Here is a 26,283-nt window from a genome sequence, read left to right as displayed (position 1 = left end):
CCGCGCGGGGTGGGACGGATGCGCCGACCCGGGCCAGCAGCACGGACACGGGCGACGCGCCCGTCGACCGTCGAGGCCCCGTCGAGGGTGTCGCATCGCGGGGGGCGACGACACCACCGATGGGCCCCGCCAGCGGTGCGCGGGGCCTATCGTGGCGGCGGTCGTCGGCACCCACGACCTGCTGACGCTCATGGCTGGGGCGCTCTGCGACTGAGATGAGCCGCGCGACCGGCTCGACCAGCCCGCCGATGTGCCGACGAGGTTCCTCACCGGACCCGCTGCGCAACCCGTCGGCGGCGGCCGGCCCCTGAAACAGGGCGGCCACGAGGAAACCGGCCCCGACGGCGAGCGCGATCAGCACCATCCGCCGGGCGAGCCTGCGCAACCGGCCGGCCACAAGTGGCGCGGATCGGCCCGGCGCAGACGTCGGCGCGGTTCCGAAGACGGGACTTCGCACGCGGGCACGACCCCTTCCCTCTGGATGCTGACCCATAGTAGCGATGTGCTCACGTAGCCGCATCCGGTGGTGTGTGCGCTCGTCACCGCCAACCAGTACCCGGGTCAGGGGTTGGCGCTGGCCCACTGCGCCTGCGTCAGCAGGCCTCCATGCTCCAGCCGGTGGGCGACCTCGGTCTTCGTGGCCGCGTCCAACGTCTCGGGCAGGTCCTCGAATGAGGCGGGCAGGACATCCAGTAGGGAAAAGACCTGCTGGCCGTCGTGCAGCGTCAACAACAGCATGCATCGCCAGTGCGGTGAGACCTCAGGCCGGTGCGGGGCCCGGTGCACCAGTACCGGCCGCAGATAGTGCACCGCTGCAGGGTCAGCGAACGCCGCCAGCCAACCGGCACCGTGATGGCGGTTCAACCGGCACTCGATTGCCTCCGCGTCGAGCCGGATCAACTCCGGCGTGTCGACCGCCTTCACGGTACGGGGAACACCTGAGCTCACCACACGAGTCTCCCACGCGGGACAGGCGGGACAGGCCGGCGCTGGCCGCCCGCTGCGGTTGGTCTAGACGAGTAAGACAGTCCTAACTCAAGACACGGGGCTGCGGGCGCAGCGAAGGACGCTCGCCATCCGCTCTGGCTACCCGCCATGGCGATGTGCTGTTGAGCGGTATACCGCAGAGGTATGAATATGACTCTGAGGTATACCGCTCACCTCCGCATCCGCCCTTACGGAGGTGGCCCCGACGGTCACCGCCGGCTGCCGGCTGCGCTCACAGCTCGGGCCAGGGTCAGGACTCACTCGTCCAGGGCATGTTCAGGCCCACGGCGTCGCCAGCGGGCAGGGGTTCGTCGAGGTACTCGGCGTATGTCGTGCCGCGTTGGTCAGCGTTGTTCCCGATGTTGGCCGCCCAGCCTCGGACCGGATGGCACCCTGGGCACGTGGACTGGGCAGGGAGTTGGGGGAAGCTGGCATCGGGATCACGGTGAACGGCCTCTGATGCGTACCGCGCTGATCGTAGTAGCCGCGCTGATGGCGGCTGTGGTCGTGGACCTGATCACTGGCATGCTGGTCCGCCGCGTGGCCCGCGGCCGTTACCAATGGTTGCTGGAGCCGTTGCGGCAAGCATGCCGTCGCCCGGCGGCAGCAGTTCTGCTGACCGGGGTGCTGCACTACGTGCTGCCCTTGGGACCGGTCGGGTGGCAGCGTCATCTGCGGCACGTCGTCCTGGTGGCGTTGATCGTGTCCGGGGCATGGTTAGTGATCAAGGCGTTGCACGTCGCCGAAGCGGTCGCGTTCAGCCGCCTGCCGGGCGACGCGGTCACCAGCCGGCGGGTCCGGCGGGCCCGCACGCAGATCCGCCCCGTGCGGCGGCTCACCGTCGCCGTGGTCACGTTCGTCGCGATCGGCCTGATCCTGATCACCTTTCGGCCGGTACGCCTTTTCGGCGTCTCCGTGCTGACGTCGGCGGGAGTGGTCGGCGCGTTGATCGGCCTCTCCGCCCGAACCGCGCTCGGCAACGCGTTCGCCGGCGTCCAGGTCGCTTTCGCCGACGGTCTGCACGTCGGCGACGTCCTGGTCGTGGATGGGGAATGGGGCCGAGTTGAGGAGGTGAAGCTGACCAACGTGGTGATCCGACTCTGGGACGAGCGGATGCTCATCCTGCCGACCACGTACTTCACCGAGCGGCCGTTTCAGAACTGGACTCGGAACGAGTCCAGGGTTGTCGGCAAGATCCAGTTACATGTCGACCACACCGCCGACCTGGACGACCTGCGCCATGAGGCGCGCCGGCTGGTCGAGTCCTCACCGCTGTGGGATCGCGGCCAGTGGGTGCTCCAGATGGTCGACTCCACCCCGCAGACGGCGGTCATCCAGGTGCAGGCCTCGGCCGCAGACGGCGCCAGCGCCTGGGACCTGCGCTGCGACCTGCGGGAGGGACTCGTCGGCTACCTGCGCGACCATCATCCGCAGTGGCTGCCCCGCACCCGCGGTCAGTACCAGCCCTGACCAGCGAGGCACGCCCACCTACCTCCTACTGTGCGGTTGCCCGTCTTTCTCGTCTCGCCAGCCATCGGGTTGGGGATGGTAGCCGTAAGCGGCAGCCCGGACCGTTTCCTCGTCCTCCAGCCCGGAGCCGATCGCGCCGCCGACGGTGGCCAGCGAGCTGATGATCCAGGCGAGCGTCAGATAGTCGATGACATCGACCGGCCGCTGCAAGGTCTGTTCCAGCACGGATGTGTCGATCAGCAGTGCCCCGACGAGCACCGTTTCAGCGAACAGCACCACGGCAGATGCTCGGCGTGCAGCGGCAGGTCGGTCAGGCAGATCGCAACGTCCCACTGGTCATCGGCACGCCGTCGAGCAAGATCGTCGAGCAGCGCCTCAACACCGCCGTCGCGGCGCGGTGCCACCTCTCCCCAGCCCGTCCGGACAGTCCACCGAACGTCCGCGCTCACCCGCTCGGCGAGCCGGCCGGCCAGCTCGGCGCTGAGCCGCGCGGCCACCCGGGCCGGGTGGTCCGGCGGGGTCGCCACCAGTCCCACGACGATCTCCGGGCGGTGCTGTTCGCGCTGGGTCATCGGTGCTCCTCACCGGTAGCCGGGCTCGGCCACTGACGGCTAACTGAGGTAGTGGTAGAGCCAGGTCGCCAAGAGGAGCACCCCGACCAGCCCGAACAGCGCCACCGCGACGCCCTCGTCGAACCGAACGCCCCAACTACGCAGCCTAAGAGACCACCCTGGTCGGTGTAGCGGATCCAGTGGAAGGCGCTCCTGCGGCTCAGCCGATTCACCGAGACCGCGGATCAGCGATGGCACCGGGCAGACCACCCGCGAGGCCGCCCGCGCCGTCGTCACTGTCCATCGCAATGCCGCCACGCAGCCGAGTTAACCTGTCGGGGTGTCGCTGACCCTGGAAGAGGCCCGCGCTAGGGCCACCATGCTCTCCGAGGTCTCCTACGACCTCCTGCTCGACGTCACGTCCCCGGACGCCTTCCGTAGTCAGGTCGCCGTGCGGTTCCGCACCAACGGTGGCGACACGTTCATCGAGCTGCACCAGGCCGAGTCGGTCGAGGTGACGCTCGACGGCTCGACCGTCGCCCCGGCCTACGACGGACGCCGGATCCCACTCGACGGCCTGGCCCCAGGGCTGCACGAGGTGGTCGTGGACGCGCGGCTGCGATATGTCACCGACGGTGAAGGTCTGCATACCTTCACCGACCCCGTGGACGGGGAACGGTACGTCGGCGGGTATCTCGGCCTGGACATCACCCAGCGCCTGTTCGCCTGCTTCGATCAGCTCGACCTCAAAGGCCCGATCACCCTGAACGTGACTGCCGATCCAACATGGACGGTCTTGTCCAACGGCCTGCCCACGGTCGCTGATGGGGGTCGGTTCGGGTTCGCCACCACCCCGCCGATCGCGTGTGATCTGTTCGCTGTCGTGGCGGGGCCGTACCACTCGGTGACGTGGGAGCACCAAGGCCTGCACATGGGATGGCACGCCCGCCGCTCGCTGGCCGCCGAACTGGATCGCGACGCCGCCGAGCTGCGTCGGGTGACCGAGGTCTGCTTCGACCACTACGCCAAGACTTTCTCCGAGCCGTTCCCGTTCGACTCCTACGACCAGGTCTTCGTACCCGAGCTCAACTGGGGCGCGATGGAGTGCCCGGGGTGCGTCACCTTCAACGAGTCCCTGCTGCCGCGAGAGCGGGTCACCGACGACGACCGCCGGCGCCGCGCGATGGTGATCGCACACGAGATGTCGCACATGTGGTTCGGCGACCTGGTGTCCCCGGTGTGGTGGGAGGACGCGTGGCTCAACGAGTCCTTCGCGGACTACATGGGGTTCGAGGTGGCCGAGACTGTGGCCGGGTACACCGGCACCCGGGTGTCGTTCGAGGCGGCATACAAGCCCGGCGCCTTCCTCGCCGACCGACGCCGTTCCACGCACCCGGTCGCACCGACCGCCGAGGACGTGCCCGACGTCGACACCGGCACGACGATTTTCGACGCCATCTCCTACGGCAAGGGAAACGCGGTCGTACGCCAGCTGGTGACCTGGCTGGGGGCGGCGGACTTCCTGGCCGGGGTGAACACGCACCTCACCCGGCACCGATTCGCGAACGCCACGCTCGAGGATCTGCTGTCGTCGCTCGACGCCGCCTCGCCGCGCGACGTGCGCGGTTGGGCCGACGTGTGGCTGCGGCAGTCGGGACATGACACGATCCGGGTCTCGCGCTCGGGCGACATTCCGGTGCTGACCCGTGACGGCGTACGGCCACACCGGTTCACCGTCGCGGCGTACTCCACGTCGCTGGAGCTGGTCGGCTCGCGGCTGGTCGACCTCGCGGACGAGCCACTGGAGTTGCCGGAGTGGGCCGGGCTGGTGGTGGTGCCCAACGCGCACGGCGAGACCTTCGCCCGGATCGAGCTGGACCCGTTCTCCTACGACACCGTCGCGCGCTCGCTGACGGCCCTGCCGGACCCGCTCGTGCGGGCGGTGCTGTGGGCGATGGTGCTCGACCAGGTGCCGCCGGCTTCGCATTTGGATCTGCTGGCGCGACAGCTGCCGCGCGAGTCGTCGCCCACCCTGGTGACCGCAGCCCTCGACCGGACCCTGAACAACCTGGTGCGCCGTGTGCTACCGCCCGCGGACGTACCCGCCGCGCTTGAGGTGGTCGCCGCAGCGTGCGCGCTCGATGGCGAGGCGGACGAGCAGCGCGCGGTCGCGCTGGCACGTGGGCTGGCCCGGACCACGAGCGACACCGCGCTGCTGCGGCGCTGGCTGGACACCGGCGCGACACACCAGGGGTTGGTGCTTGACCCGGAGCTTCGCTGGGCCGTCGTGCATCGGCTGGCCGAACTCGGCGCCGTCGAGGCACCGGAGATCGAGGCCGAGCGGCTGCGGGACGGCACTGCCGCAGGCGATCTCGGTGCCGTCACCGCACTGGCCGCTCGCCCCACCGTCGAGGCGAAATCGGCGGCCTGGGCGGCAATGACCGAAGACCCCAACGTCTCCGTACGCCGTTTCCGGGCGCTGGCCGCCGGGCTCTGGTCGCCGTCGCAACGGGAGCTTGTCGCGCCGTATGTAGCCGCCTATGTTGCGGTTACCCCGTCGTTGGCCCGGCGCGGGTCGGCGTTCGCTGCCGAGGTCGGTCGGGCCTTCCCTGCCCTCCCGCTGACCGACGAGGAGTTGGAGCTGGTACGTGACGCGCTGCGCGGCGACGTGCCCGCCGTGCTGAGGCGCTATTGGGAGGACGAGCTGGACGACCGCATGGCGCGGACTGTCAGGTGAACTGCTTCTGACCTCGGCCGCAGCATTTTGACCTGCGGCTCGAGGAGGACGGTTTGCTGCGCTCCTGGGCGGCGTCACGCCGTGCGGTAGTGGCCGTTGAGCCGGCCGAGCTTCATGGCCAGGTGCAGGCACAGCCGTTCGTTGCCGTCCTTGAGGTCGGTCCCGGCGAGTTGTTCCACCCGTTGCAGCCGGTAGTAGAGGGTGGTCCGGTGCAGTCGGAGCTTCTCGGCGGTGGCATGCGCATTGCCCGCCAGGTCGAGGTAGGCCTCCAGGGTCTCCAGCAACACCTGGTGGGAGTCGTCGCGCAGCAGCCGCTCCAGCCCGGGATGGACGCCCGCGACGTCAAGGTGCTGACTGTCCAATCGAGACAGGACCCGGTAGATGCCCAGGCCGGCCCAGGAGACCACCCGGCCCAGCGCGGGCAGTTGCGTACCGACCCGGGCGGCCTGCGCGGCCTCCTGGTAGGACTCGACAGCGCTGGACAACCCGACGCGAGGCTGGCCGATCCCGGTCACGGTCCGGTCCACCGAGGCCAGGCCCCGGGTCGCGGTGCCCAGCGCTTCGTTGAGGTGCTCAGCGGAGGCTTCTGGCGAGGGGCGGCCGGCGACCCGGTTGCCGCAGACCAGCAGCACCCCGTGGTCGTGCCAGACGAGGTGCAGCGTCTCCCGTACTCCGATCCACCGGCGGGTGGTGACCAGGGCCTGTTCCAGGGCGATCCGGGCCACCTCGTCGGGCTGCCGCCCACCGGCCGGCACGAGCTGGGCGACGAGCGCGACGGTCGACCCGTCGGCGGCCACCACGCCCTCCTCCAGCAGCGCCCGCGCCGCGTGCTCGCGCGCCTGCCGGCTCTCCACCAGTAGGGCGCGGGTAGCCTCGGTTTCCCGCTGTGAGGCGAGCTCACCGAGCAGGTTTTCCCGGTACAGGGCCAGCGACAGGTCGGTGAAGGGGCCGGTCGCGGTGGCGATGTCCGCGTCGGTCATCGAACCGTCCGCGTCGATGAACCAGACGAACCCGAGCAGCAGGTCGTCGTGCCGGATCGGCACGCACACCCTCGCCAGCAGGTCCAGCTCGGCGCACGCGGGGGTGCGGACCGGCGCGTGCGCCGTGAGCACGCCCATCCCTCGGAACCAGGCGATCACCTCGGGCGTCGTCTGCCGGCGCAGGATCGACGTCCGACGGACGTCGTCCATCGGCCCGTCGTGCTCGCTGTAGGCGACCACCCGCTGTCGCCGGTCCTCGATGAGGGCTGGTCGCCCCACCCGGGCGGCGACGGCGTCGGCGATTCGCTGGAGCTCACCGTGCATGTAACTCCCATGGTTGCGCTGCGTGACAGGGATCGCGCGACGGCCAGTCCTTACCCTCCGGTGCGGGTGGGGCATCGCGCAAGGTCCACTGTCGAAGTCACGACAAAAATGACGGGCGGCATCGTGACTGTTCCAGCATCTGTCCGAAGACCGGGAACGACAGACGTTCCTAGGGTTCCGGTACGGATGCACTGGCGGCGCCACGGACGGTGCGGGTGGGATGGTGGGCGGCGCCGACGCCGGCGCGGAGGGGGAGTTCCGAGTGGGACCTGGTAGGCCCTGGCGGGGCGTGCTGGCCGCCATCACCACGCCATTTCGCGCCGACCTGTCGGTCGACTTCGACCAGCTCCAGGAACACGTCCGTTGGCTCGCCGCCGAGGGGTGCCACGGGGTCGTGCCGTGCGCGTCGATGGGGGAGTACCGGGCACTCTCCGACGACGAGCGGGCCGCCGTGGTGAAGGCGACTGTGGAGGCGGCGCCGTCCGGCTGCGCGGTGGTGCCCGGCGTCGGCGGGTACGGCAGCAGGCAGGCCTGCCGCTGGGCGGAGCAGGCCGCCGAGGCCGGTGCCCACGGCGTGCTCGCGCGGCCACCCGACGGGCCCGCCGCCCGCGCCGCCGACGTGGTCGCCCACTACCGGGAGGTGGCGGCGGTCGGCCTGCCGGTGGTCGCCCACAACGAACCGTACGACACCCGGATGGACCTCACGCCGGACCTGCTGGCGACCGTCGCCGAGATCGACGGGATCGTCGCGATCAAGGAGGTTACCGGCGACGTACGCAGGTTGCATCGCCTGCGGGACCTCTGCCCGCACGTCGACGTGCTGGTCGGCGCCGACGACGTGGTGCTCGAACTGGTGCTGTGCGGCGCCGCGGGATGGGTCGCCACCCTGCCCAACGCGCTGCCCCGCCAGGCCGTGCGCCTGTACGAGCTGTGCGTTGCCCGCGACCTGGGCCGGGCGCTGCCGCTCTACGCCGAGCTGCACCCGCTCCTCGGTTGGGCCTCCCGGCCGGAAGCCGTGCAGGCCGTCAAGCTCGCGATGGAGTGCGCCGGGCGGTACGGCGGGTGGTGCCGCCCCCCGCGCGGACCCCTGTCCGGGTCTGCCGCCGACCGAGTGCGCCGGGACGTGCTGCGGGCCCTTGCGGCAACGGCCGGACCGGCATCCGGGGCCGGCCCTGGCTGATCCGCCGGTGGGCGCCGGTCCTTCAGGTGTCGGAAGTCGCCGGCCCACCTGCCGACATCTGCACGGTGACCGGCACCGGCCCGCCCTCCTAGATTCGCTGCGCGGCCTGCTGACAGGTGTTCCGCGATACCCCCACCGGGACGCCAGCGCCGCGTTTCCCCCCGACGAGAGGTGGTTCCGTGCACCGTGCAAAACCCCATCGAGCCCGGCTGAGGCGGGCCGTGCTGGCCGCAGCCGTGGTGACCACGCTCGTGGCGACCGGGGCCGCGCAGGCCGCCGCGGCCCCGGCCAACCCGGCCGGCGGCACCGCGCCGTTCCAGGTCCTCGACCCGCAGGCCTGGCAGAACCCGGACACGATGACCTGGGACGACTACAAGGCCGTGCCCGGCAAGAACTGGGCCGACCCGAGCGTGTCGGGCTCGGTCCGCAACTTCAAGATCGCCCTGGTGGCACTCGACTATCCTGACGAGACGTTCGCGGTCTCCCAGCGGGCCCGCTCGACGGTCTTCGGCAACCCCCAGTCCGTCGCGACCAACATTCCGCGAGCGGACGTGCCGAAGTTCTACCAGGACTTCCTGAACACCCCGAACACCCTCAACAAGGGTCACACTCTGCACGAGTACTGGATGCAGGACTCCAACGGCCGCTACGGCGTCGACCTCACCGGGTTCGGGCCGTACCAGATGCCGGCCAAGTCCTACCAGTACGGGCTGGACAACGGGTTCAACCCGGGCGCCTGTCCGAGCGGGGACGCGTGCGGCAAGAACATCCGCACCGACGGCCTGGGCGCCTGGCGGGCGGCCGTCGGCGAGGAGGTCGCGAACCAGTACGAGCTGGTGTTCATCCTCAGCGCCGGTCAGGACGAGTCGTCGACCTGGCAGGAGTTCGGGCAGATGATCTTCCAGAACAAGGAGGACGTGCCGGACGCCTGGGGTCCGCCGGACCCCAACCTGCCGAACTGGGCGAAGACCCGCTACGTGGACTGGACCTCGTGGAAGGCCGCGGCGACTCTGTGGCCGAACGCCGGCGGCGGCTCCTCGACGCAGGGGGAGAGTTCCGGCATGGGCGTCTACGCCCACGAGTTGACCCATCTGCTGGGCATCGGCGACAACTACAACAACCCGTACGGCGAGCCGCTGCGCAGGGCGTACACCGGGATCTGGAGCATGATGTCGCGCGGGTCGTTCAACGGCCCGGGCGGTCCGCACACCCGCTGGCAGATCCCGCCGACAAACGGCGGCTCGATGGGCTCGCTGCACACCGTGCGGGACAAGCTCAAGATCGGCCTGCTCGGTGAGGAGCACGTGCTGCGGCTGTCGCGGGAGTCGCTGGCCTCCTCGGGGATGGTGGTCGCGCAGATCAAGGCCCGGGCGGTCGACGCCGGCCCGAAGGGTCTGAGCGGCGTGAACATCGCGCTGAACAAGGACCTGTCGCCGACGTGCGGTGTCAGCACCGATCCTTTGTGCGACGGTGGCAACTTCAACAACTACACCGTCGAGGTCGTCGACCGGATGGGCGCGGACTCCTTCACCCCGGACAGCGGCGTGCTGCTGAGCAAGACGAAGAACGCCGACAGCGCGCCATTCCAGTGGGTGGTGGACGCCAACCCGCAGGACATCGACATGATCGACTTCTACCGGCCAGACGGCACCCCGCAGAAGATCACCATGGGTGACTACCGGCAGCTCTCCGACGCGCTGTTCCACGCTGGCGCGGGCACCGGCAGCCAGTACGAGTACGTCGACGAGGCCAACCGGCTGCACTTCTACATCATCGACCTCAAGCGGGACTCGGCCGGCTCGCTCTCCTACACCGTGGCGGTGCGTTCGCTGGACGGCACCGGCGGGCCGAGCAGTCACGGCGTGCTTCTGGGCAAGGGCGAGGTGACCGGCGGCGGCAAGCCGACCAACCGTGGGGTGACCTGCTCGTTCGAGCTGACCAACAGCGGTTCGTACTCAGCCGGCGGGCAGCAGCACCCGGAGAACGCCAGCGCGTACCTGAAGTCGGACGTCTACCGCCTGTCGGCGGAGGTGACCGGCAAGGGCTGGCGGACCTGGCTGCCCAACCAACTCGCCACCGCGCAGTTCGGCAAGGCCACCACTGTCGCGGTGTCGGTGGGTGCCACCGACGCTGCCGCGGGCAGCGGTGTCGTGAAGCTCACCGCGACCTCGGAGAGCGACCCGACGAAGACGGTGACGAAGCAATGCCGGGTCCAGAAGTCCTGACCGGCACCTGAGGTTGACCCCGTTCCTGCCGGGTCCGCGGTGGCCTGCCGCCGCGGACCCGGCAGGCGGACGGAAGGAGGATGACGTGCGGCGAAGCATGATGACTCTGCTGCCCCTGTTGCTGGCCGGTGCGACCGGCTGCGGCGCCGTCGGTGCCGCCCAGGAGGCGGTCTCCCCGACGACCGTCCGGGTCCTGGTTCGCGACATCAACATTCGGGCCGCGGGCGTGGACTGTGCCGGCACCGGTCCGTACCAGCATTTCCACAACCGGGCGCCGTTCCGCGTGCTCGACCCGGACGGGGCGGCGCTGGCCGACGGGCAGCTGCCGGCGGGGACTGCGGTGGCCGCCTTCGCCGAGGATCTGGGAGTCGAGCGCCTGCCCACCTACTGCGAGTTCGCCGTCGGGGTGCGCGTGCCGCAGCGGGCCTCCTACCGGCTGGAGGTGGACGGCCGACCGGCGCTCGACCTGACGCCGGACAGCAGCGAGGGCCCGGCGCTGGTGGCGGTGGTCCCGTCATGAGGCAGGCACTCCTGCCGCTGTTGCTGGCGGCGGCGCTGCTGAGCGGATGCAGCACGCCCGAGCCCGCGCCCGCGCCGGCGCCCGCCGGAGGGGCGGCGGCGCTGCCCGGGCCGGTCCCCGCCGACCTGGCGTTGCGCCCGGCGCCCGGCACCGCCCCGGCCGCCCCGGCGTTCACCGGGAGGCTGACCGACGGCACACCGTTCGCCGCCGCCGAGGTGTGGGCGCAGCGTCCCGTCGTGCTCACCTTCTTCAACTCCTGGTGCACCACCTGCGCCGACCGCCAGGCTGCCCTCAGTGAGCTTGCCCGCAGCTATCGGGACCGGGTGGTCTTCGTCGGCGTGGTCGGCGCGGACCAGGCCGACGAGGTCCAGGACTACCTCCGCGCTCACCGTGTGGAGTATCCGGTCGTCTTGGACGACCAGCAGACGATCTGGCGGTCGTACGCGGTGCGGGAACCGCCGGCCGTCGTGCTGGTGGCCAAGGGTGGCGCCCTGGTTCGCGGCTGGCCGGGTGGCCTGGACGCCCCGACACTCGACCAGCGGCTGCGGGAGCTGGTGCTGTCCGGCCAGCCGTAGTCCCGTCGCCCAGACACCTGGGTGCGGCCCAACCCGGCACCGGTGGCGGACGCCTGCGATCGGCCTGCGGGGGCTCGTGGTGCCGGAGCCGGCGACCGGCACCCCGCTGCCGCGGTCAGCGGCCGACAACGCCTGAGCGCCTCCTCGGTGGCGCTGGGAGGGCAGCCCGGTCGACCTTGCCGTGCGGACTGGTCGGGATCTCCGCGAGCGCCACGATCCGCCACCGCTGCGGGCGCTCGTACGCCGCGAGCCCTGGCTCCACCTCCGCCCGCACCTCTGCCAGCACACCGTCCTCGGCCTTGATCGCGGCGCACAGCCGGTCCCCGGCCAGGAACACCACGGCGTCCAGCACCCCGGCCCGCTCCTTGATCCGGCGTTCGAGGTCAACCAGCTCGACGCGATGCCCGGCGATCTTCACCTGCCGGTCGGCGCGACCGAGGAACCGCAGCCGACCGTCCGCACCCCAGCGGACCAGGTCACCGGTGCGGTACTCCCGCTCGCCGGCGCGCTCGGTGAACGACAGGGCGGTCCGCTCCGGATCGCCCACGTACCCCTCGGCCAGCCCCCAACCGGTGGTCCGCAGCTCACCGACGGCTCCCGGTGGAACAGGTCGATCGTCCTCGTCCACGATCCGCACGTCGGTGCCACACACCGGGGTGCCGATCAGGATCGGATCCGGAACGTCGTACGCGCCGTCGGTGTGGAAGACGGCGGTGAAGACGTCCGCATCCGCGGCTGGAGTGACGGCGTCCCGGACGTTGCCGCTCCTGGTTTTCTTGATCCCTTAATCGGCGTACTCGAGGAGGCTCTGCCACCCCGGCAGCCTTGACCCACCCCGGGTCCGCCCTGCGGACCCGCGGCCGGGGTGTCACCCAACCCGGCCATCGTCCGTGGTCACCGCACTAGAATGTGGGCGTGACAGCCCGAGCCAACCCGTTCGCCTTCCCGACCCGTCGTCCAGCTGAGCGGCTGGGCGTTGCGGTGGTTGCTGAACTGGTCGAGCTCATCGTCACGGCGGAGATCGCCGAGGGCAAACTGCTCCCGCCCGAGGGTCCGCTCAGCGAGCATTTCGGTGTCAGCCGCACGGTCATTCGCGAGTCGGTGAAGCGGCTGGAGGAGAAGGGGCTGGTGGTCGTGGCCCAGGGCCGGGGCACGCAGGTGGCGCGGTCCGCCTCCTGGAACATGCTCGACCCGGTTGTCCTGTCCGCGTTCATCGACAACGACCAGACGTTGGGCATTCTGGACGAGCTGACGGTCGTGCGGGCCACGCTCGAATCAGCCATGGCGGGTGCCGTCGCCTCGCACCATGCCGCTGAGGAGTTGACCCGCATCGAGCACGCCCTCGAGGCGATGCGCGACACCCGACACGACAGCGACTCGTTCCGGCAGGCGGACGTGGTCTTCCACCTCACGATCATGGAGCTGTCCGGCAACCGCCTGGCCGAGAACATCGGCAAGCGCCTGTACCTGCGAGCGTTGGAGAGCAGCAGGTACCAGGGAATAGGGTACGAGGGCGCGTTCGAGTCCACTCTGGGCGAGCATGCGCTCGTGGTCGACGCCATTTCCCGCGGCGATGTCGAGGCCGCGCAGCGGGTGATGCGCGACCACATCGTCAGCTCCTGGCAGCGGCGCCGGTTCGAGGCGCCCCAGGAGGAGCCCGAGGCGTAAGGGCGAGGAGCCCCTACCACATCGGTCGCGGGTGATCGGGTCCGCGGCGATGCGGCGCAGGTCGGCTGCGTGGTCCCGCCCGTGGGCAATTGCGCTACCCGCAAAGAAGTTACGGCTACCAGACCTCCGGCCCCCACCCATGCCGCCAGGTCCCCTGCGCGGTCGTCGCGGCGCCGACCCGCCCGGAGGAGCCCGCAGCCACCGGCCGGCGGAGCCGACGCCGTCCGCGGTCGGCTCACCAGACCGGCTTGTTGTTGGGTAGATAGGCTTTCGCGCACTGGGCCCTGTCCGCGAGGCAGTCCGTCCGCGTCCAGTTGCCTTCTTGCAGGTCGTACTGCACCCGGTAATCGGTGGGACGGGCGGCGGCGGTCATCTGAAACGGTGGGCGATCCGGAGCGGGCACCACCAGCGTGTGGTCGGCGCCGCGGTAGTGGTAGGTCATCCGCAGCCGCCAGGTGCAGTAGCATTTGTCGGTCCACGACGTCACCCGGATCACGTGTAGTTCGCCCCTGGCCAGCGCCAAATGATGGGCCCTAAAGTACGGCGCGCCGTCCGTGCCCAGCGGCACGCCCTGCGGATCGTCGAGCCTCAGTTCCAAGAGGGTGTTGTCCATCTGTCCCTCTGCTCCGAGGCCGACGAACGTGCCGGTCAGCGGCGCGCGACGCTCGATCACCTCGGCGGTCAGGCCGGTGATTGCGACACTGCCTGAGCGTCGGCCCTCCAGGGTCAGGATCTGCAGTGAGTCGCCGACCGACACCCACTCCGGTTCGACCAATCCGGTCACGACCAAGTCGGGCTCGGTGTGGACCGTTTCGGACGCCACGTAGAGGCCTGCTGCGGGCCCGTAGGTCTTCACGTCGACCCGTAGCGCCGGATTGTTGACGAGGTCGAGGGCGCGGTCCGCGACGTACGGGATCGCTCCCGGTACGGCGGCGGCGATCGCGGTGGTGGCCAGCAGCGCGACGAGCACCCGGGTTCCGCGGGACAGTCGGCGCCACGCCGCGCGCAGAACCACCGTGGTGGTCGTGGGCGCCGAGGTGGACGAGTTCCGTGCCGGCGAGCCGGCCGGCGCGGGCGTGGCCTTCGCCGGTTTGGCACGCGGTCGGGGTGTTCCCGGCCTGTTCGGCGATCGGGTCCGTCGCTTACTCATCGCCCATGTCCGCGGACGGCGGCTCATCCCCCGTGGTAGCCGCCGATTCCGGGGTCGTCGTGTAACTGAGCAGGGCGATGCTACACAGCAGCGCGATCATCGCCGCGATCGCAACAAAATAGCCTGCGGCGGCGTGTGGTGCGGGGTTCACCCAATTCACCACTCGGTCGCCCACCGGGTCGCCGCGCCGCAGTGCGGCGAGACCGACCAGCAGGATCGTCACCACGACGGTCGACACCATCATCCCGATGCCCCGCAGCACGGTGGCGGCCCGGTACGCGCCGACCTGGGCTGCCACCAACGTGGCCACATACAGCAGGATGCCGGCGATCAGCCCGACCCGGTACGTCCCCTGCCACAGGTGGATGTCACCCACCGTCACCGCGGTGACCATGCCCTCTGACCGGCCCGTGGCGGGATTCTGCCTGTACCAGGGAAGCGCGATCGAGGCCACCGCCAGCCCGAGGGCGAGCAGGGTCATCACCCAGCGCAGGGCCGTCCGCAGCACGGCGACCGCTTTGGCGACCTCCGTCGTCCGCGAGTCCTGTACCAGCGGTGCGGGTAGCCGTGTGGAGGCTACGGTGCCGAGGGCGAGGAGTATCGCCCCGAAGGCGTACAGGAACGCACCGGTCGCCGGCGTGGCGCTCTGCACCGTGATCTCCACCGTCGAGCCCGTATCCTGGTCAGCGACGTTGAGGGTCTGTCCGCGCACCAGGTACACGGTGATGGCCAGCGTCGCGACGGCCCCGAGCATCATGATCAGCGCGGTGACCGAGCGCAGCATCGCGCCGAGCCGGCTCCGGGAGGCGAAGGCGACCCCGGCGAGCATCGCCGAAATCACCAGCAGTGCCGCAGCGGTTGGCCCCAGCGCGGGGCCGAAGTCGCTCACGTAGACGAACCTGGGCCGGCCCGGACTGTCCGAGCTGAGCCCGGCCCAGGGCAGGGTCAGCCCAACCACCGCCAGCGCGCATCCGGTGCTCGCGGCAACCAGGCCACCGATCCAGGCGCCGCTGATCCCGGAGAGCGTGGCCGGCAGCATCGCGTCGCCCTCGCGAAGGTAAGCCTCCGGGTCCACGACTGTGTCGTCGCCCTCGTCGGGATCGACCAGCTCTGTCGCGCTCGGATCTGGCTCCGACACGTCCACAGTGTAATTGCTTGCAGGCGCGACGGGGGTGCCCGATTACGCCCTCGCAGTGGTGCCGCGATGATGGTGCGCCGGTACGGTCGGCCTCACTGCCGCCGTCGAGCAACGCGTCGAACACCTGCTCGGCCAGGTTCGGCGGGAGCGGCACCACCTGGTATTGAATGCCCGCATCGATGAGTGCCTGCCGCAGCCGGTTGCCCTCGCCGGTTATCGGCAGCGCCTCGGTGCCGTACCACGCGGCCTGCTTGATTTTGCCGTCCGCCCGTAGTTGCACGTCCTTGCCGACCTGCGTGACCTTGAAGTCGATCTTCGCTTTCAACGCGTCCGCGGGCAGTTGGCTCCACGGGGTGGCCCGGTAGTGCGGAGCCTCGGTTCATGCTCCGCACCGGCTCCCCGGCGGACGTCGAGGTAGCCGAGCGATCGGTGCGGCGGGCCGGCATAGCGTGATGCGCAGGGGTTCCGGGTGAGTCGCAGGCGCTGCCAGGTAGCTGATCTTTGGGGTCTCTGTCCTGGTCCGGTCATCGGCGTCGCAGGACGGCGTAGACCAGCCTGCTGCTGCCGAACTCAGCGATGGTGATGAGTTCCCAACCGAACTGCTCGAGCACCTCGGCAGCCGCCACAGCCTGGGTCACCTTGTCGGCACCCACCCCACGATGAGAGAGGATGGTCAGGAGCCGGTGGGGATAGGTTCGCAGATCTGCTCGATTTTCGAGGATCGCAGCAGCGGTGATCGTGCGGGTACGGGCAATCTGCTCCGGGCTCTCGGCAACGGCCATACCCGGCACCATAGTGTTGATCGCGCGGACAGTCTCCATCGCCGCAACAGCCGACGGCAGGACGCGGTGCCCGCTGAAGCAGAGCAACGAGACGATGATCAGGGCGCTGCAGACCACCCGTCAACCAGGCGATGTGAGGATGTCGACCGGACTCTTGATGGCCTCTAATCGTGGACGTCCGGCAATCCGTTACGTAGCCGGTTGATCGACATGGCTAACCTCCCTCATGATCGAGGAGCTGATCAACAAGGCCGCGGCCGAGGACGACGAGGCAATCGAGGAGCTGTGCGCGATCGCGGAAACCGATCCGCAGAGGTTGGCTCCGTACCTTGGCTCGCTGCTCGACCGCGACGTGTTGTGGCCGGGGAAGTTGTACCGGGCTGCGGACGCCGACGTGATCCGCCGGGTCGTCGAACGGATCGATGGCGGCCGGCATCAGCAGGGCGACAACGGCGGCGACTTGGTCGGACTCGTGCCGGGCACCCAGGCCGTACGCCAGGGCAAGGTCGACGGCGGGACTGCCGTCGGCGCCGCACTCGGCGAGCCGCGGCAGGATCGCGGCGCCGCCGGACAGGTCCGGCGGCGCCGCTGCTGGATCTTCCCGGCGTTGAGGCCGAGGTCGACTTCGGTGAGCTGTGGCAGATGGCGGGTTGAGCCTGAGTCAGCACGTCTGGCTAGTCGCTCGCGGACTCTTTGTCGCGTCGGTGCCTGCCGGACGTGTTGTGACCATGATGGACACGCCCATGGCCAGTCGGGTCAGGGCGAGTGCGATTGCCAGGGCGACCACGGTGATGAGGGCGTGGCCGATGTCTGGTGCCCACAACTGGAGTTTGGCCAGGCCGGCGCCCTGCCAGAAGGAAGGCACCTTCCAAGCGGCGCTGGCTGCCACAGTGGCGGATCCACCGACCCAGACGGTAGTGGCGATGATCGTTTGGCCGCGCGAACGGACCGGCCGGGGGGAGCCGTGCCGCAGCCTGTGGATAAGGCGTGTCCAGGACCACACCAGGCTGATGAGGAGCACTGCGGCGACGCCGAGTAGTCCGGTCAGGACCCAGGCGTGAATCGGGTTGTCGGTGGCGGCCGCGGGTGTGCCGCCGTGCAGGATGCGGGCGAGGTTGAACGCCCCGGCGCTGAGCGGTCCGTCCATCTGTAGGCCGTAGACGTTGGTCATGATGATGACGGCGAGGTTCGAGTCGGGTGCGAGCACGAGGTGGGTGAAGTAGTCCGGGGTCGCGCCGGCGTGCCAGACGATGGGGGCGCCGACGCCGTCCAGGGTGCTGTTCCTCCAGCCGAATCCGTAGGTGCCGTTACCGGTGGCCACGACGCCGGTGTGCATCTGTTTCGTGTTGTCGGTGCCGAGGAGCCGGGTGTTGCCGTAGCGGCCGCCGTTGAGCTGCGCGATCGCGTAGTTGGTCAGGTCGTCGAGGCTGGCGGCGAGGAAGCCGTACGGGACTCCTGCGGTGTCGAACGGCGCGGCGAAGCGCTGTGGCCGGCCGAGGTAATAACGGTGCCCGGCCGGAATTCCGACGGCGCGGGCCTCCTCGGCGGTGGCCGCGGAGTGCGTCATCCGTAGGGGGTCGAGCACGTGACGGCGCAGGTAGCCACCGAAGGTGTCGCCGGTGACGCTCTCGACGAGCGCGCCGAGAATCATGTAGTTGGCGTCGCTGTACTCGTAGGTCTGCCCCACGGCGGCGGTGGGTCGCAGGGTGGCCAGGTCACGCACGGACCGACTCAGGCCGCCTGGACGGTTGTCGTATCGGTCGGTCAGGTTGGTGCTCCACACCTGCGGTAGCCCGCTGGTGTGGGTCAGCAGGTGGCGGACGGTGACCGTTCGGGCGGTCACCGCGTCGCCCAGTCTCAGCCATGGAAGGTACGTGGACGCCGGGGTGTCGAGGGCGACCCGGCCGGCCTCGACCAGTTGGGCCACCGCCAGTGCCGTGAACGACTTGCTCGTCGAACCGAGCATGAACGGCGTCTGTGTGGTCATTGGTCGACCGTCACCGTCGACGCCCCAGGCGCCGCGCCGGAGCACCTCGTCGCCGCGTACCACCGCGTACGCCAGCCCGGGCGTTTTGATCTGCTCCATGTAGGCGCGCAGGTACCTCTCGCCGGCGGCCAAGTCGTCGCCGGGTGCTGCTCGTGTAAGCGCCGGGCCGGCGGCGACCGGAGTGGCTGTCGTGGCCATCACGCTCAGACAGGCGGCTACAAGGATCAGTCGCCGAGCCTGCCTCCGTAATCGGGTCCAGGTGTTCATGTCGCACGTCCTTCCGCGTCAGCCGATCTGGCTCAGGAGCTTTTCCAGCGCGGTCAGCCGATGCCTGACTTCGCCGAGTTCGGCCCGCACGCCCTTGAGTTCGTCCGCCATGGCCTGGCCGCTGTCGGCGCTGCGCTCGGCCAGCACTCGGTAGCCCGCCTCCCGCGCCGCCGCGTAACGGGCGCGGTAGAAGCCGATCCCAACGAAACCGGCGACGGCGATCACCACCACCGCGATCACTGCCGAGGCGATGGTGGAGGTCTGTGCCATGTCCAACGCCATCTGATAAGTCATTGCTCACTTCTCCCGTTCTGCGGCCGGTCCCGTGGCGGTCAAGGTCTGCGCGGATAGCGCGATCGCGTCCAAATCCAGGGCCACGGTGAACGGCACGGCCTGGAAGTACTTCACCGAGCTGCCGTCTGGTGCTGTCACCAGTTCACCGATCACCAGATCGGCCGCTTCCAACTTCTGCAGGTGCATGTAGAGCAGTGGCCGGTTCATCTGCAGCCGCCGCGCCAACTCGCTGACGTACGTCCGGCCGTGGCTGAGGGCAGCCAGAATCCGCAGCCGGTGCGGGCTGGCCAGTGCGGCCATCAGCGACACCAACTCATCACCGGTCCGCGGGGTGCCGCTCATCCAGGAATCCCCTCCTCAGCACCGGTGTCAGACTTTCCTGACGCCGGGTGTCATGGAATCCTGACAGGGTCGTGGTGGTGGTGTCAACACATCAGGGCGAAGGGCCGTGACAACCGCCCGCCACGGGGCAGAATCACGCGCGTGGACGCAGCGCTGGCCCCAGTTGCGCGGGACTCATCCGGTCTGCCAATCAATGGTCGGAGCCGTCGGTCGTCCTGATCAGCCGTGTTGCGCTACTGGGACTCGCCGCTCGATCTGGGCAGGGGTGGCGCTAAGCCGTCGACGGACAGCCGCTACCCCTTCCGCGCAACCTGCCCCTGCCTGGGCACGCGACGTTCAGCTCTTGGGCAGCCGTAGCCGGCCGATGCGGCGCTCGCCGTCCAGCGCGCGCATCGCCTGGGCCAGCGTCCCGACGTGTAGTTCGCCCTCACCGCGTTCGAGCATGGTCTCCGCCACCACGCCGATCGCCTTGGCCTCCGCCGCCAGAGCCTGCGCGGCAAGCACGCAACCCCGTACGTCGAAGTGACCGCTGTCCCGGGCCGGGTTGAGGCGGGCTACCAGGTCGACGATGCGCAGGTAGCGGTCCACGAGGTCCTGCTCGGCGCGGGTCAGCGCGGGAAGCTCTCGTTCTGTCATCGAACTCCCTCCGTGGGTACCCCGCGCCCGGGCGGGGGAAGGAGGTGCAATCCGTGCGCGGCAGGGACAGGGAAAGCCTATCCGCCGCCGAAGGGGACAGGCCGGTACCCGTGCGTCGCCGTACGGCCGTCGATGCTGACCGGGTTCGGTGCCTGGTCGACACCGGGGATCAGTGCAGCCGCTCGCAGCAGCGCCGCAATCACCGCGGGCGGGAGTAGGTTGTCCCGCAAGATCGTGGAGATCGCGTCGAACAGGCCGGTGTTCCGTTGCTCCTCGGTGTCCACGTTGAAGGGGCCCATCCTGGCCCGCAACCAGTCGAGCAGCGCGTGCAGATTGGTGGGCAGCCCGGCCAGCGTCGGATAGTCCGTCGGGGGGAGAAGCGGGTCAGTCCCGGGGGCACGTCGAAAGTCTGGAGCGCCCCGTCAACGATCTCGGCGGCTTGCTCGCCGTCGGCCCGACTCCACCGCTGCGTCGTTACCTCGGGCTTCAGCCCCTTGCTCTTGACGTCCGCGTCCGAGTTGACAACTCTGATCTCGACGTCGGTCCACTGGTCGGGTCGCGGCGGCGTGAACGGCTGTGCCTCGGCGTACGCGGCAGCCAGCTCGAAGGTCACGGCCGCGGACCCGGACGCTCCGGAGGGCTCGTCCGGCCCCTTGCCGAGGCCACCGACGGTGACGAGGCCGACCGCCAGGGCGGCTGCGGCCACTGTGGCGATGCCGGATCGCAACGCCCAGCCCGGCAGGCGCCAACCGCGAGCCTTGACCCGCTCCCGTACGGGTACCGCCGCGACGTCGGTCCGCGCGGTACACGACGCGGGGGCTTGTCTCTACTCCGCCGATGGCGACAGGAGTGTTCGCGGGTGTGGCGGGGGAGGCGGAGGCCGACAGTGCGGCACACGCCTTCCACGAACAGCGGGTAGGGCTCAGCGCGCCGCGTTCAGGTAGCGCAGCACGGCGAGTACTCGCCGGTGGTCGGTCCGCGCCTGGGGTAGGTCCAGCTTGGTGAAGATGGCTGTCACGTGCTTCTCTACGCTGCGAGGGGCGAGGTGGAGCGACTCGCAGATGGCAGCGTTGGACCGGCCCTCGGCCAGCATCCCCAAGACCTCACGCTCCCGCTCGCTGAGGCGGGCGACGCCCGCGTCCACCGCCGGCGCCGCCAGCAACTGCCGCACCACCTCCGGGTCCAGTGCTGTCCCGCCGGCGGCCACCCTTCGCAGCGCGTCGACGAAGTCGTCGGTGCTGACAATGCGGTCCTTCAACAGGTATCCGACCCGACCGGGGTGCTCGGCGATCAGTTGCCGCGCGTACCGGGTTTCCACCCACTGTGAGAAGACCAGCACGCTGGTGTCCGGGTGCGCCGCCCGGATCGCCAGTGCCGCCCGCAAGCCCTCGTCCGTGAAGGTGGGTGGCATCCGCACGTCGACCACCGCCGCGTCCGGCCGGTGCTCGCTGACCGCCGCCCGCAGGTCGTCACCGTTGTCCACGGTCGACACGACGGTGATTCCGTGATCGGTCAGTAACAGCCTGATCCCGTCGCGCAGCAGCGGGTTGTCCTCGGCGATCACTACTCGCATGGCAACTCCACGGTGATGGTCGTCGGCCCGCCGGACGGGCTGTCCACCCGCAGCGCGCCGTCCAGCGACTCGGCCCGCCGGACCAGCCCGGCCAGACCCGTACCCTTGCTCCCCGGTCTCGCCCCGCCGCGCCCGTCGTCGGTGACAGTCAGGCGCAGTGCGCCTTCCAGCGCGCGAAGGTCCAGCCGGATCCGGCTGGCCCCGGCGTGCTTCGCCACGTTGGTGAGCAGTTCAGCGGCGCTGAAATAGAGCGCTGACTCCATGTCGGGCGTTGGCCGTAGGGGCAGGTCCACGTGCACGTCGACGGGCACCGCGCTGCGCGCGGCCAGGGTCTCGATCGCGGTGCTCAGGCCGGCGTCCAGCGCGGGTGGGTGAATGCCCCGCACGATGTCCCGCAGCTCGGTCAGCGCCTCCACCACCGTGCCCTGGGCCTGCGCCACCATCGCCCGCAGCTCCGGCTCGCCGGCTCGCCGCTCGATACGCGACAGCGCCACGCCCAGCGCGACCAGCCGCGCCTGCGTACCGTCGTGCAGGTCCCGCTCCACCCGCCGCAGCAGCGCGGCCGCGTCCGCCCGCAGCGCGGTCCGGCTGGCCTCCAGCGCCGCTATCCGGGCTCGCTCCGGGCCCGGCTCCAGCAGCGCCCTCACCAGCCGCCGGTCCAGCCACACGATGAGCCGGAAGTACCACGGAAACACCAGCAGCGCGGCCAACCCCTGCGCGGCCAGACCCCAGGGACCACCCCATGGCGGATGTTGCGGAAAATGGTGCATCCACACGGGATAGGTGATCCCTAGCAGCCCTCCGACGATGAGGACCCCGCCGAGGTAGGCGGCCGCGGCCATCAGCGGCAGCCGGGCGAAGCAGTAGGCGAGGGCCTTCCAACCGCTGGCGTCAGTCAGCACCGCGCCGGCCCAGCGCACCGGGCCCGGCCCACGGCGGCGTACGGGCGGCGGGTTCGGCCAACTCCAGCCGAGGAACAGCCGGGCCGGCCCACGGAAGTACCGTACGGTCAGCCGTGCCAGCACCAGCACACCGGTCAGCAGCGGTAGCCCGATCGTCAGCAGCGACAGCGCGGAGAACACCAGCCCCAGCAGTGCGATCGCGAACGTCGGCACGGCTAGTACGGTGCCGGTGACCGCGTACCCGACCTCACTCCAGGTACGGGCGGCCACCGGCGCGCGTAGGACTGTGCTGGCGACCGATCTCACGGGTCCACCGCCAGCGACTCCACAGCCGGGTGGCGCATTGCGACCAGCGCCGGCACCACGGTGCCCAGCAGGACCAGACCGATCACCGCGGCCAGGCCGGCGGCCAGCTGCCCGGTTGGCAGGTACGGCATCCACGTACCCAGCATGCCGTGCAGCATTGGCACCATGGTGACCATCGCGACCACCGTACCCACCGCCAGAGCGGTCACGGTCACCATCAGGGCTTCGCAGACGATGACGGCCAGCGCCCGCATCCTGCTCGCGCCGACCAGCCGGGTCACCGCAAGCTCCCGGCGCCGGGCCAGCAGCACGGTCACCAGCGTGTTCACCGCGGCGACCGCAGCGAAGGCGACGTAGACGGCGGTCCCGGAGTACTCCGTCCACACCTGTGCCGGTGGGTCGGGCGCGTCGTGCACGTGTACCGACGTGGTGTGCGTGACCACCTTCACCATGGCGAACGCGATCGCGAGGACCAGCGGTACCAGGGCGCCGGACAGCGCCTTGGATCGCACCGCGAGGTTGTCCGCAGCCAACGCCCCGGTGCCCCCGAACAGTCGCGCCAGCGGGGCGGTCAGCCGCAGCAGGACTGGACCGAGGAACCCGGCCCCTACGCACATCGCCAGCATCGTGAAGAAGCTCGACCCGTCAGCCTTCGCCGGGTCGCCGTTCGCGATCAGGATCGACAGCACCACGCCGCCAGCCAGGAGTACCACCCCGATCGCGGTACGCACAAAGCTGACCCGGCGCTGCGGGACGGCCATCTCGGTCAGCGCGGCGGCGGGGCGTACTCGCGCTGGGCGCATCGCGGCAATCAGCGCACCAACCAACGACGCCCCGGCGGTGATGCCCAACGCGGCGGGCAGCGCCGCAGTCGAAGGGTGGAACGTCACGCCGGGTGGGATCACCCCGTGCCCGGTGAGCCCCGCCAACCAGGCGCGGGCGAGTAGGGCACCGAGCGGCACCCCGAGCACGGTCGCCGGCACCGCCACCACAGCGGCCTGGACCGCCACCGCACGCCGCACCCGCCCGGGAGTTGCACCGACCGCCCGCACCAGCGCGATGTCCCGGCCCTGCCGGGCGATCGACGACGTCATGGTCAACCCAACGATCAACGCGGTCAGGTACACCGACATCACCACGAACAGCACGGCCATCTCGGGGATGAGGCTCTCGGTCAGCGCCTGATGGGCGGCCGGGTCCAACCGCGCGCCGGACATCGAGGAAGTGGCGCCGAGCGCTCCGGACACCAGCGCGGCGGCCAGGCACTGCGTGACGAACGGTCCAGCGAAGGCCCACGGCTGCTTACGCAGCGCCTGCCTGGTCAGCCCCGCGTTCACCGGGCCACCGCCGGGTCACTCACGGTGGCGCGCAGCCGCTCCGCGATGCTTGTCGGGTCGGGCGTCGGGCCGTCCGCCACCACCTCGCCGTCGCGCAGCAGGATGAGCCGGTCGCTCCAGGCCGCCGCCATCGGGTCGTGGGTGACCATCACCACCGTCACCCGGGCCCGGTCGACCCCGCTACGGAACAACTGCATCACCTGCTCACCGGTAGCCGGATCCAACGCCCCGGTCGGCTCATCCGCGAACACCACGGCGGGACGGCCAGCCAACGCACGGGCAATGGCGACCCGCTGACGCTGGCCACCGGACAACTCGCCGACCGACCGGCCAGCCAGCCCGGACAGCCCGACCTCGGCCAACACCTCCTCAAGCGGGCGCGGGCGCGGACCACCCAGCCGACGGGGCAGCAGCACGTTCTGCCGCACCGTCAGCTCCGACAGCAAGTTGTACGACTGGAAGACGAAACCCACCCGGTCGCGACGCAGCCGGGTCAGCGCACCTTCGCGCATCCGCGTGACGTCCTGGCCGACCAGCCGGACCCGGCCCGACGTCGACCGGTCCAGCCCGGCCGCGCACTGCAGCAAGGTGCTCTTGCCCGACCCGGTCGCGCCCATCACCGCCACGAACGTGCCGGCCGACACCACGAGTGAGACGTTGCGAAGAGCAGCGACCTGCCGGCGGCGCGAGCCGTAGATGCGGGTTACCCCGTCGAGTTCCACCACGTTGTCCATGCGTTCCAGCCTCGGCGCCGGCAGCGACACAGACATCCGGGTGGCCCGAACGGTATGGGTGCGGTTATCCGCACCCATACCGACCCGGGCGAATTCTTGCTGAGCCGGGGACGGCCGCTCGGACGCGGCCGTCCCCAGGGGTATGGCGGATGCGGGGGGATTCCCCCGAGGTTCAGCGGTTGGCCGCCCCGCCGTTGGAGGCTGGCTGGACCCGCTCGAACCGCACCCGGCTCAGCCATCCCGGGAGGTCACTGAGCACGTACAACTCGCCGTGCACGTCGGTGCCGATCGCGGTTGGCTGGGTGGGGAAGTTGCCGATCGTGGCGGACTCGTAGCCGCCCCTGGTCTTGGGGCGCAGGGCGAACGCGAGGGTCGAGCAGTAGTCACTCGCGATGTAGGTCCCCCACGCCTCCGGGGTGGCGGACCCTCGGTACACCACGCCACCGATGACCGAGCAGTTCTCCGTGAGGTAGTGGTCGTACTCGAAGACCGGGTCGGTGTATCGCGTGCCCGGCCGGCACTGCTCCGGGTCGAAGACCGGGGTGCCCTCTCGACAGGACCAGCCGAGGTTCGCTCCTCGCTGCGACGGGCGGATGTGGTTGATCTCCTCGACCAGGCCCTGGCCGACGTCACCGATCCACAGTGAGCCGTCGGCCGGGTCGATGGAGAACCGCCACGGGTTGCGGAGTCCGTAGACCCAGATTTCCGGCCGCGCGCCCGGCGTGCGGACGAACGGGTTGTCGAAGGGCACGCAGTAGGGCTTTCCCCCGCAGGTGCGGTTGACGTCGATCCGCAGGATCTTGCCGAGCAGGGTGCCGAGGTTCTGACCGGTCTTGAACGGGTCGTTCGTGTGGCCGCCGTCGCCGAGCGACCAGTAGAGGTAGCCGTCGCGGCCGAACGCTACCTGTCCGCCGTTGTGGTTGCCGTACTCGGCATGCTCCTGAGTGAGCAGCACCTGCACCCGCTCGGGGGCGCCGATGGGCACTCGCGCCAGGGTCAGCGCGCCGGCCGGTAGGCTCGTGTAGGCCACGTAGAGGATCCCGGTCCGCGCGAAGTTCGGCGCAGGCGTGATGCCGAGGAGACCGCGCTCGTTGTTCGACGTGTCGATCCGGGCGGTCAGGTCGAGCACCGGCTCGGCCGCCAGGCCGGTGTCGGGGTGATAGGCGCGGACGGTGCCGTTCTTCTCCGCGATCAGCATCCGGCCGTCCGGCAGCCCGGTGATCGCGATCGGACGCTGCAGACCGAACGCCACCCGTTCGGATACCACGGTCAGCTCAGCGAGTGGCGCCGCGCGGGTGTGGGATGGGCCGGCCGCGGCGGTGTCGGCCACCGGCGCCGGTGGCATCAGAGACACAGACAGGGCCAGAACGAGCAGCCCGGCCAGCATCGTGGCCGGGCGAAAACGCCGTCGCGACATGTTTCAGCTCCTCAAGCAGGTGGTGTGGGGTACGCAATCTGGGAGCGTTCCCACACTATATTGACTCTTGCCGATGTCAAGCCCGCCGTCATGCCGCCCTCCGAATCCACGCTAATGCCCGCCTATGTTGCCAGACCGGATCCAGGCATGTTGGAATGGCTCACATCGCCGCAGCACGGGGGCAACCGTGCTGGGAACGGC

The 26,283-nt window shown here is 70.1% G+C and carries 26 protein-coding genes; 7 read left to right on the top strand and 19 right to left on the bottom strand.

The window, feature by feature from the left end; genetic code table 11:
- Nucleotides 1-561: 561 nt before the first annotated feature.
- Nucleotides 562-948: a hypothetical protein gene (locus ACLQ28_RS30250; RefSeq protein WP_425689675.1), complete on the bottom strand. Its 387-nt coding sequence runs from the start codon at nt 946-948 to the stop codon at nt 562-564.
- Nucleotides 949-1,446: 498 nt separating this feature from the next.
- Here ACLQ28_RS30250 and ACLQ28_RS30245 point away from each other — a divergent pair, with 498 nt between their 5' ends.
- Nucleotides 1,447-2,457, top strand: a complete 1,011-nt coding sequence (locus ACLQ28_RS30245) for a mechanosensitive ion channel family protein (protein ID WP_425689674.1) — start codon at nt 1,447-1,449, stop codon at nt 2,455-2,457.
- Nucleotides 2,458-2,475: 18 nt separating this feature from the next.
- Here the strand turns inward: ACLQ28_RS30245 and ACLQ28_RS30240 are convergent, their stop codons facing one another.
- Genes ACLQ28_RS30240 through ACLQ28_RS30230 form a run of 3 tightly spaced genes read right to left on the bottom strand, consistent with a single transcriptional unit; the run spans nt 2,476 to nt 3,326 of the window.
- Nucleotides 2,476-2,733 carry a hypothetical protein gene (locus tag ACLQ28_RS30240; RefSeq protein WP_425689673.1) on the bottom strand — a complete coding sequence of 86 codons (258 nt, stop codon included), beginning with the start codon at nt 2,731-2,733 and terminating at the stop codon, nt 2,476-2,478.
- Nucleotides 2,694-3,029, bottom strand: a complete 336-nt coding sequence (locus tag ACLQ28_RS30235; protein ID WP_425689672.1) for a hypothetical protein — start codon at nt 3,027-3,029, stop codon at nt 2,694-2,696. Before ACLQ28_RS30235 ends, ACLQ28_RS30240 begins: the two co-directional genes overlap by 40 nt.
- A gap of 39 nt (nt 3,030-3,068) precedes the next feature.
- Nucleotides 3,069-3,326: a hypothetical protein gene (locus tag ACLQ28_RS30230; protein ID WP_425689671.1), complete on the bottom strand. Its 258-nt coding sequence runs from the start codon at nt 3,324-3,326 to the stop codon at nt 3,069-3,071.
- Nucleotides 3,327-3,348: 22 nt separating this feature from the next.
- Here ACLQ28_RS30230 and pepN point away from each other — a divergent pair, with 22 nt between their 5' ends.
- The gene (gene pepN / locus ACLQ28_RS30225) at nt 3,349-5,745 is read left to right on the top strand and encodes an aminopeptidase N (RefSeq protein ID WP_425689670.1); all 2,397 of its coding nucleotides are present in this window, start codon (nt 3,349-3,351) and stop codon (nt 5,743-5,745) included.
- Nucleotides 5,746-5,819: 74 nt separating this feature from the next.
- Here pepN and ACLQ28_RS30220 read toward each other — a convergent pair whose 3' ends face one another.
- Entirely contained in the window at nt 5,820-7,049 is a 1,230-nt protein-coding gene (locus ACLQ28_RS30220; protein WP_425689669.1) for a PucR family transcriptional regulator, read from the bottom strand.
- Nucleotides 7,050-7,311: 262 nt separating this feature from the next.
- On the opposite strand from ACLQ28_RS30220, the gene ACLQ28_RS30215 reads away from it, so the two are divergent.
- The 4 genes from ACLQ28_RS30215 (at nt 7,312) to ACLQ28_RS30200 (ending at nt 11,549) form a co-directional block, all read left to right on the top strand.
- Nucleotides 7,312-8,229: a dihydrodipicolinate synthase family protein gene (locus ACLQ28_RS30215; RefSeq protein WP_425689668.1), complete on the top strand. Its 918-nt coding sequence runs from the start codon at nt 7,312-7,314 to the stop codon at nt 8,227-8,229.
- Between the two features lie 179 nt (nt 8,230-8,408).
- The gene (locus tag ACLQ28_RS30210) at nt 8,409-10,454 is read left to right on the top strand and encodes a M6 family metalloprotease domain-containing protein (RefSeq protein ID WP_425689667.1); all 2,046 of its coding nucleotides are present in this window, start codon (nt 8,409-8,411) and stop codon (nt 10,452-10,454) included.
- Between the two features lie 85 nt (nt 10,455-10,539).
- On the top strand, nt 10,540-10,974 hold the full coding sequence (locus ACLQ28_RS30205; protein WP_425689666.1) for a hypothetical protein: 435 nt from the start codon (nt 10,540-10,542) through the stop codon (nt 10,972-10,974).
- A complete protein-coding gene (locus ACLQ28_RS30200; protein WP_425689665.1) occupies nt 10,971-11,549 on the top strand; it encodes a TlpA family protein disulfide reductase in 579 nt (192 codons plus the stop codon). Before ACLQ28_RS30205 ends, ACLQ28_RS30200 begins: the two co-directional genes overlap by 4 nt.
- 115 nt (nt 11,550-11,664) lie before the next feature.
- On the opposite strand, the gene ACLQ28_RS30195 is transcribed toward ACLQ28_RS30200, so the two are convergent.
- Nucleotides 11,665-12,330, bottom strand: coding sequence for an AMP-binding protein (locus ACLQ28_RS30195; RefSeq protein ID WP_425689686.1), 666 nt, complete (start codon nt 12,328-12,330; stop codon nt 11,665-11,667).
- Nucleotides 12,331-12,464: 134 nt separating this feature from the next.
- On the opposite strand from ACLQ28_RS30195, the gene ACLQ28_RS30190 reads away from it, so the two are divergent.
- Nucleotides 12,465-13,217 (top strand): FadR/GntR family transcriptional regulator, encoded by a 753-nt coding sequence (locus tag ACLQ28_RS30190; RefSeq protein WP_425689664.1) that lies wholly within the window; start codon nt 12,465-12,467, stop codon nt 13,215-13,217.
- Between the two features lie 235 nt (nt 13,218-13,452).
- Here the strand turns inward: ACLQ28_RS30190 and ACLQ28_RS30185 are convergent, their stop codons facing one another.
- The 13 genes from ACLQ28_RS30185 to ACLQ28_RS30125 form a co-directional block, all read right to left on the bottom strand.
- Entirely contained in the window at nt 13,453-14,187 is a 735-nt protein-coding gene (locus ACLQ28_RS30185; RefSeq protein ID WP_425689663.1) for a hypothetical protein, read from the bottom strand.
- Nucleotides 14,188-14,359: 172 nt separating this feature from the next.
- The gene (locus tag ACLQ28_RS30180; RefSeq protein WP_425689662.1) at nt 14,360-15,505 is read right to left on the bottom strand and encodes a hypothetical protein; all 1,146 of its coding nucleotides are present in this window, start codon (nt 15,503-15,505) and stop codon (nt 14,360-14,362) included.
- Nucleotides 15,506-16,029: 524 nt separating this feature from the next.
- Nucleotides 16,030-16,404 (bottom strand): transcriptional regulator, encoded by a 375-nt coding sequence (locus ACLQ28_RS30175; RefSeq protein WP_425689661.1) that lies wholly within the window; start codon nt 16,402-16,404, stop codon nt 16,030-16,032.
- A gap of 544 nt (nt 16,405-16,948) precedes the next feature.
- On the bottom strand, nt 16,949-18,472 hold the full coding sequence (locus ACLQ28_RS30170; RefSeq protein WP_425689660.1) for a serine hydrolase domain-containing protein: 1,524 nt from the start codon (nt 18,470-18,472) through the stop codon (nt 16,949-16,951).
- 87 nt (nt 18,473-18,559) lie between these two features.
- Entirely contained in the window at nt 18,560-18,823 is a 264-nt protein-coding gene (locus ACLQ28_RS30165) for a hypothetical protein (protein ID WP_425689659.1), read from the bottom strand.
- Nucleotides 18,824-18,838: 15 nt separating this feature from the next.
- Nucleotides 18,839-19,177, bottom strand: a complete 339-nt coding sequence (locus ACLQ28_RS30160; RefSeq protein WP_425689658.1) for an ArsR/SmtB family transcription factor — start codon at nt 19,175-19,177, stop codon at nt 18,839-18,841.
- A gap of 336 nt (nt 19,178-19,513) precedes the next feature.
- Nucleotides 19,514-19,813 (bottom strand): hypothetical protein, encoded by a 300-nt coding sequence (locus ACLQ28_RS30155; RefSeq protein WP_425689657.1) that lies wholly within the window; start codon nt 19,811-19,813, stop codon nt 19,514-19,516.
- Nucleotides 19,814-19,890: 77 nt separating this feature from the next.
- Nucleotides 19,891-20,112, bottom strand: coding sequence for a hypothetical protein (locus tag ACLQ28_RS30150; RefSeq protein WP_425689656.1), 222 nt, complete (start codon nt 20,110-20,112; stop codon nt 19,891-19,893).
- Nucleotides 20,113-20,735: 623 nt separating this feature from the next.
- Entirely contained in the window at nt 20,736-21,386 is a 651-nt protein-coding gene (locus ACLQ28_RS30145; RefSeq protein WP_425689655.1) for a response regulator transcription factor, read from the bottom strand.
- Complete coding sequence (locus ACLQ28_RS30140) at nt 21,377-22,594, bottom strand: sensor histidine kinase (RefSeq protein ID WP_425689654.1); 1,218 nt, start codon at nt 22,592-22,594, stop codon at nt 21,377-21,379. The genes ACLQ28_RS30145 and ACLQ28_RS30140 overlap by 10 nt, the downstream gene beginning before the upstream one ends.
- The gene (locus tag ACLQ28_RS30135; RefSeq protein WP_425689653.1) at nt 22,591-23,931 is read right to left on the bottom strand and encodes an FtsX-like permease family protein; all 1,341 of its coding nucleotides are present in this window, start codon (nt 23,929-23,931) and stop codon (nt 22,591-22,593) included. Before ACLQ28_RS30135 ends, ACLQ28_RS30140 begins: the two co-directional genes overlap by 4 nt.
- Nucleotides 23,928-24,665 (bottom strand): ABC transporter ATP-binding protein, encoded by a 738-nt coding sequence (locus ACLQ28_RS30130; protein ID WP_425689652.1) that lies wholly within the window; start codon nt 24,663-24,665, stop codon nt 23,928-23,930. The genes ACLQ28_RS30135 and ACLQ28_RS30130 overlap by 4 nt, the downstream gene beginning before the upstream one ends.
- 172 nt (nt 24,666-24,837) lie before the next feature.
- Complete coding sequence (locus ACLQ28_RS30125) at nt 24,838-26,082, bottom strand: PQQ-dependent sugar dehydrogenase (protein WP_425689651.1); 1,245 nt, start codon at nt 26,080-26,082, stop codon at nt 24,838-24,840.
- Nucleotides 26,083-26,283 lie beyond the last annotated feature (201 nt).

This window comes from Micromonospora sp. DT201, assembly GCF_049841575.1.
Classification (GTDB): domain Bacteria; phylum Actinomycetota; class Actinomycetes; order Mycobacteriales; family Micromonosporaceae; genus Micromonospora.
The sequence above is the reverse complement of the archived record's forward strand: the minus strand, read 5'-3'. Positions and strand labels throughout refer to the sequence as shown.